We start from the raw sequence: 6,803 nt of genomic DNA, 5'->3' as shown, positions 1-6,803 counted from the left end.
GCCACAGCTGGTTGGCCAGCGCCACCGAGGCATCGGCGGTACGCAACCCGGCCAACGGAGAAAGATTTTCCAGGGTGTTCAATTGCTGGCCGTAGCCGTCCAGAGTAGGTTGGGCCAGCCACAGCTGCACCGATCCTTCTGGGGTGGCGGACAACCCCGCCAATCGTTCCTGCATCGGCTTAACCTGCATCAGGTAAGCCGCACCGGCGACCACCAGGCTGCACAGCACGCCGCAACCAAATCCCCAGGCTGCCGAAGCCCGTTTGGCCGCCTTGGGAACGGCCGGTGGTGGCGGTGCAAAGCGCACTTCCACATTGGGCAGTGGCTGTTCTTTTGGTTGCGGCGCGGGTTGGGCGACCGGTTCTTCGTAGGCCGATGGGGGTTCATGCGCTGCCGGTTTTGCCCCCGAGAAAACGGTACGGATCGGCTCCGCTTCGGGCACCGAGAGATACACCATCGAGGGCATCTTCAGCGGTTGCGCTGGCGGCTGTTTGGCGGCCTCGTGGGCGGTTTCCAGCCGTTTGGCGGTGTTCTGCATCAGATACAGCAGGTTTTCAATGCGCGGTACGCGCTTGAGCTCAACCTGCTGCAGTTTGTCGCACAGCAGTTGCAGCGCCCTTTCGGCGCGGTACACCAGGCGCAGGTCGTCAATGCCGAACTCGTGCTGGCGCAGTTGGCTACCGACGCGGGCGTTGAACCACTCCAGTATTTCCGAGCGGGCCTGTGGCTGCTCTGGCCACAGCCGCTCCCATTGGCTGACCACCATGCCCGCCAACAGCTCGCAGCTTTCGGTAAACCCGGCCAGCCCGTGCCTTTGGGTACGCGCCAGGGCGTAGTACACCGTAGTTTGCAGATCGACCCCGTTGGTGCGGAACAGCGTCAACGCCAAGGACTCAATCAGCCGCCAGTTGACCTCTGGCCGCGCCGGGTGGTTGATCTTGTTGATCTCTTCACGAATGGCGCTGAATTCCGGCCAATGGCGCGGATCGCCACCGGTTTGAATGATGATATTTTCTGAGGCTTCGCTCATGCGGACTCATCCTTAAAGCGTCTCTCTGCCAAGCGCGGCAGAGAGACGGGATAACAACGATTAATACAGCGTGTCTGGCAGGGTGAACTTGCTGAACAGACCGCCAGCGAACGGGTTGTCGGACTCATCCACATGGATGCGGTAGGTCATCTCGCCGCCGTCCACCTTGAAGCGGACGTCGAACGAGTTGGTGCCGACGTTGGTCAACTCACCGGCGTTAATCAACCGCAGCTGCGCCCAAGGGCCGCTGTAGGTGATACTGCGCGGGGATTTGCCGTTTTCATCCGGGACCAGCGTTACCTTGCTTTCTACCCCGGCACGCATGGAGTTAGGCCAAACCAGATGCACCATGTTGCTGCGGCCATGGGCGTAGTCCAGCAGCTGCCCATCCAGGTTCAGCACGCTGCGGCGTTTGTTGCCGCTCAGCACCACCGGTTCGATGGCGAACTGGGTGCCCAGGCCGTTTTGTGCCGAGAAGAAGGTTTCGCGGATCTTCTGCGCCTGTGTCAACTGTTGCAGCACGTCTGGGCGGATCAGCAGTTGGCCGTCGCTGCCGCTGCTCAGGTTGTTATCCACGAACGGCTTCAGGTTCTGCTGATAGAAGCTATCCAGGGTGCCTTTCGGGCCGAAGAAGCGTTCAAACTCGCTCAGCGGCACGTCCTGCTGCGATTTAGGATCGAACGGATAACGGCCTGCCAGATAGGTGTGATACTGTTTCACCACCGTCTCGTTCCACTCGACTTCCAACGATTGGATGGCTTCCATCATCACGACGCGCCAGGCTTGCTCGGCCAAATCCCCTACCCAACGGTTCAGCGGCTCCGGCAGGTTTTTCGCCAACTGCTGAACCTCGAAGATCGGGTCGCTGCTGTTTTGATCCAGGCGCAGCTGTACCGCCTTCATGGCCGCTTTACCCGGTGCCGGTGAGTTTTGGATCGCCAGCAGGTAACGGTGCAATTCGGTCAGTTTTTGGTAGACGCTTTGCAGCACGCTGCCTTTGTCACCGTTCTCCACCAGTACGCCGGTTTCAGGCGCGAACTCGCGGTTGACGCGGCCCAGCAACTGATAATCGGATTTTTGCAGCAGCTCCTGGCGCTCTTTACCTTGCAACGCGTCAGGTATCTCAGGCAACCGAGTGTTATTACTCAGCGTCTGCAAAGCACGGCGGAAAGGTTGCTCGCCGCTGATCACCTGCTCGATGGCGCTGATCGCCTGCGGCAGATCTTCAAACTCACCGACCGACAGGTTATTCATCGCCGCACGCCAGGTGGCGGTATAGTCACCGATATACTGCTCGGTCACCTGCCGCTGGATCTCTTTGCGATCCGCCTCGCTATACTCGACATTTTTGCTGAGATTCAGCACCCAACTGTCCATCACCGTCAGATCCACCAGTTGGTCATTCTGCTTGGTGAAGTAGTTCTGCAAGCCGTTGCGCGTCAGGAACTGCGGCACCACCAGCAGGCGATCGTTGTTGGAGATAAAGATGTCGTCAAAGCTGGCACCGATCTGATCGCGCAGGTTCAGGGCCGGAGGCAGCGCTTCCTGTGCCTTGATGCGCAGGTTCTGGTACACCCGCTGATAAATCGACAGCTTGCTCAACTCGCGCTGTGCCAGCTGGATCGGCTGGCGATAAGGGATAAAGTTCTTGATGGCAACCTGATCGCCACTTTCCCGCGCGGCACGCCAATCGGTGTGCTTGAGCGCATAGTCCAGATGGCCCATCAACTGCTGTTGCAGTTCGCGCTGGCCGTTAAACTGCTGGCTCCAGCGGTCGCCCATAAATTGTTCCACCAGCGCCACGTTGCGGCCGCTGCCGTCTTCCAGCATGCGCATCACGCGCAGGATCTCGAGTTTCTCTTCGCTACCTGGAGGTGCAGCATTCAACTGCTCCAACAGGCCACTCATCAACGCCGGAACAAAGCGCTGCTGCAACAGTTGCAGATAGGTGCTTTCCACATAAGGGCCGATGTTGTTGCCTTGATACAGGCCCATGTCCGCCAACAGGCTGTTGCGCTCATGGTAGTTACCGTAAGCCAGCGTGGCGTCACGGATCGGGTTCAGCAACGGCAGTTGCAGATTGCCATAGCGATCGTCACCCTTCGGCGTCGGGATGGAGAGGAAGGTTTTGGCCTGGGCAAGGACCTCTTGTCCGGCACGGTAGTTGCTCTGATAGTAGTATTGCCAGCAGCCCCACAACGTCAACGCCACCACGGCCCCCACGCAGGAGAACACCATCAGGCGTTTTCTGGAGTTACGCAGCCACAGGCCGTTTTCGCCCGCCAGATTCGGTTCCGCCAGCAACACCTGATTAAACAGCTCTTTGGTGAAGTACGGGGTCGTTTCGGCGACCGGCCAGGTTGGGAAGGCCTGCGGCGACAGGTGATACTGCACGGCCGCAGATTGGGTAAACACGTCATCCATCTGTCCGCGCTGTTGGGCAGAAGTCAGGTAGATGCCGCGCAACAGCGGCTGTTGATGATCGCCGCTGTAGAGGATCCCCTCCAGCAGTTGCACCACATACTCTTGCAGGCCCTGCATCTGGCGGCTAAAGCTGAACAGTTGGCTACGTTGCCCGGCATCGACGCCGTTGAGCATCATGTCTGGCATCGCACCGTTCAACTGGGCGACCCATTGCTGCCAAAACTGCTGCAACTCTTTGCGCCATACCTCTGGCTCGGCGGCGTTCAGGCTGAATGTCACCCCCAGCACCGCCTCGCGTTGTGCCTTATCCAGCGTCTGGTACATCGCTTCGAACCCGTAGAGCAGGTCCAGTTTGGTAAACACCACGTACAGCGGCAGCTGGCTATGCAGCGCCTGGCGCACATCCTGCAAACGCTGATGGAGGCTGGCAACCATGTTCTCGCGCTGAGCCTTGTTCGCCGTCAGCAGTTGATGCAGATCGACGGTGAGGATCAGGCCGTTCAGCGGCTGGCGTTTACGGTGTTCAACCAGCCAATTCAGCAGGCTTTGCCATAGGCGGCTATTGAGCGCCGCTTTGCCCACTATGGACAGCGTTGGCTGCTCGATCAGTTCACCTGCCGGATCGATCAGCACCGCCTGTTCACCCAGCCAGCAGCGCACGCGCAGCTCACCGGCGTCTTCCACGCTGGTCAGTTCCGGGCTGGCGATTTCAGTCAGCTTGTAACCTTCTTTGATCAGGGTGCTTTTGCCGCTGTTGCGGGTGCCAATCACCATGTACCAAGGCAGACGATAGAGATAAGCCGGGGTATTCAGCCGCCGTTGCAACTGCTGCTTCCAGACGCCCAGATACTGGTCCTGCTGTTCGATATCAGCCAGGATCGGATCGTCGACCTGCGTTTTGGCCTGCAGCTGCAGCTTTTCCAGCTGCTGTAAACGCCGCACCATTTTGAAGGTGAGCCAGCACACCGCCAGCAGCACCACCAATGCAGTCACCAACCAGCGGCTCAGCAAAGGTTCGAACGGTTGGTAATCCTTCAGCTTCCATTCCGGCCCGTAAATCCAGACCCAAATCAAGCCGATACAGGCCAACAGCGCCAGCACCACCGGCACCGAGGCTTTGATGCGCGGAATGGCCGGTCTGGCAAAATGAATAAATGAGGGCAATTTCATGCGTTAACGCTCCTGTTCCCTTCCCTGGCCATCACGGCTTGAGCTGCCGCTGCTTGTCTGTTAGCAAGGCGATCAACGCCGGTTCCCATTCGCTTAGCTGCACTTGCTGCCCCACCTGCAACAGGTGGTGGTAGTGTTGCTGTGCCAGCGCCGTCATCCCCGCTTTTTCCAGTAACTGGGCGCTGAGCAATTGCAGGTAAAAACGGCCCCTGGGTTCGGATTGCTGCGATTGCCGATCGATCATCTGTAATGCGGCTTCCAGTCCTTGCTGTTGATAGCATTGCCAAATTTCATCCTGTTCAATAGTGTTACCTCCCCCTTTGGTACCCGTATCCTGCTGTAACCAACTGGCTGATTCAGGGGAGAGGAATGGCGTCATGTCGGTAAAATAAAGGGTGGTTAACGCCGGCATCCGCTCGATAAAGGCGCTCAGTTCGTCACGTATGGCCTGCGCAACCCCTGCGTATCCCAGCCGAATCGCGATCTGCGCCGAAAGCGCGTGGCCATCCAGCCAGTACGGTGCCAGCGCCAGGCTCTGTTCTACCTGTTGCCACAGGGCCAGATCCGCAGTCGCAATGCGCCCCAGATAATCGGCCATGCGATCGACAGAAACCGCAGCCAGCGGCGTGCGCCCATCGGCCTGCGCTATCGGTGGCGCGGTCAAACTGCCCCACAGGGCATGGCGACGCAGGCGGAAACCAATGGCGGCCTCGGGGTGCAGTTCACACAGCAAATCCGCCATTTTCAGCAGCGTTTGCCGCCAGGCTTTATCGCTGGAGTTATCAATGCTCAGGCTGGGGCTGATCGTTCTACTGGCAGAGGCTGATGTCGATGCCGAACCAGACTGAGGGCGTTCTTCCTCCTCAACCACCGGTTCAACGGTGCGAGTAGGCAACCGCGCGTAGCTGGCTCGCAGGCTATCCACCTCTTTCGCCAGGGCCGGTTCCTCGCTGTGCCAAACCTGGGCCAGATGTGCCAGCAAACCTTGCACATCCTGGCGTTGGGCGTCCGTCGCCCGTTGGCTAAAGCTGCCGCTGGCGCTGTCAAAGCGTTTGAGGATCTGTTGGGCAAAGCGGCGCTTATGCAGCGGGTTCACCGGCCAGGCGCTGGTCCAGAAGTGCTGCACGTAAACGGTCAGCAAGGAGATCGCCAGCATCAGGTCACTCGGCTCGCCACCATGCTGCAAGGTACGCAGCAGGTGCACCACTAAACGGAAGTCTTTGCTTTTTTGCGACAGTAGAGACATCGCCTGCTGCTGAAGGTCATCGATATTCAGCGAGCTGTGGGTCAGCGAACCCACTTTAACCATCTGGCTGTCAATATGCTCCCATTGCGGATCGTCATCGGCCAACGCCTTGGCGGTCTGCTCGGGCGTCAACGGTGTCAGCAATAATGCATGCCAGGGATGTTGTGACGTGCTATCCATAGTCCTCACCAGTGGCAGGCGTTACGCAGCGGTTTCAGCGCTGGCGTTAACTGCGAAATATTAAAGGTCAGACGGGGTAACCCGCCGTTGGTGCTGTCGATCGTCAGCGTCTGCGCCGACATCAACCGCTTGATCTCATCAATGCCAGCCAGGCCCCGGCTGGATTCCAGCAAATAGCCGTTTTCACGCAGGAACCACTGCACGTTAAACCGGTCACTATCCGCCGTTAGCGTCACTGCACCGTCTTTTTGCGGACCGACCAAAGCGATCTGCAAACGGGTAATGTTGTCGATGCAGCTCAGCATCAGCACCGGCCGCGGTGGCGGCATACCAATCGCTGGCGTGGTCAACACCACCTGCGGGTTGTTGCCCTGCCCTTCGCTTATCAGGAATGCCGTTGAGTGATCGCTGCGGCCTTTTTCCTGCGCCATGGCTCGCTGCCAGGCTGGCCCGGCCTGTACCTGGCCGGGGTTGTCGCCGCTGGCCGCTGACAACGCGTTGTCATAGCAGTCCAAGCGCACCAACGGCGAGCTTTCACTGCGGCAGTTCATCAGCAGCGCTAACTGATGCGCATCCCCTTCGGGCTGAGGCAACTCCAGGCCGCTGAGCCACTCGGTGGCTGAATTGCTGCCGGAAAGCAGTAACGAACCGATCAATAACCACGTATTCATAGCTAACACCTGTATTTCGCCAACTTGTAACCCAGGGTGCGCGGCGTGATCCCCAGGCTGTCAGCGATGCGGTTTTTGTCAT

At 58.9% G+C, this 6,803-nt stretch carries 5 protein-coding genes; all 5 read right to left on the bottom strand.

The annotated features are described in order from the left end of the window. A partial coding sequence (locus ACLQ7H_RS24960) for a type VI secretion system ImpA family N-terminal domain-containing protein (RefSeq protein ID WP_411754986.1) occupies positions 1-1,030 on the bottom strand: 1,030 nt, incomplete at its 3' end. 60 nt (positions 1,031-1,090) lie between these two features. Continuing rightward, on the bottom strand, positions 1,091-4,624 hold the full coding sequence (tssM, locus tag ACLQ7H_RS24955; RefSeq protein WP_411754985.1) for a type VI secretion system membrane subunit TssM: 3,534 nt from the start codon (positions 4,622-4,624) through the stop codon (positions 1,091-1,093). A gap of 31 nt (positions 4,625-4,655) precedes the next feature. Then, positions 4,656-6,050 (bottom strand): type VI secretion system protein TssA, encoded by a 1,395-nt coding sequence (gene tssA / locus ACLQ7H_RS24950; RefSeq protein ID WP_411754984.1) that lies wholly within the window; start codon positions 6,048-6,050, stop codon positions 4,656-4,658. A 5-nt stretch (positions 6,051-6,055) separates the two neighbouring features. Further along, the gene (gene vasI / locus ACLQ7H_RS24945) at positions 6,056-6,721 is read right to left on the bottom strand and encodes a type VI secretion system-associated protein VasI (protein WP_411754983.1); all 666 of its coding nucleotides are present in this window, start codon (positions 6,719-6,721) and stop codon (positions 6,056-6,058) included. 2 nt (positions 6,722-6,723) lie between these two features. After that, on the bottom strand, positions 6,724-6,803 hold an 80-nt coding region (locus ACLQ7H_RS24940), incomplete at its 5' end, for a helix-turn-helix domain-containing protein (RefSeq protein ID WP_411754987.1).

Origin of the sequence: Serratia sp. (in: enterobacteria) (assembly GCF_046715635.1) — a bacterium.
Classification (GTDB): Bacteria; Pseudomonadota; Gammaproteobacteria; order Enterobacterales; family Enterobacteriaceae; genus Chania.
This window is presented reverse-complemented; position numbering and strand designations above follow the sequence as displayed.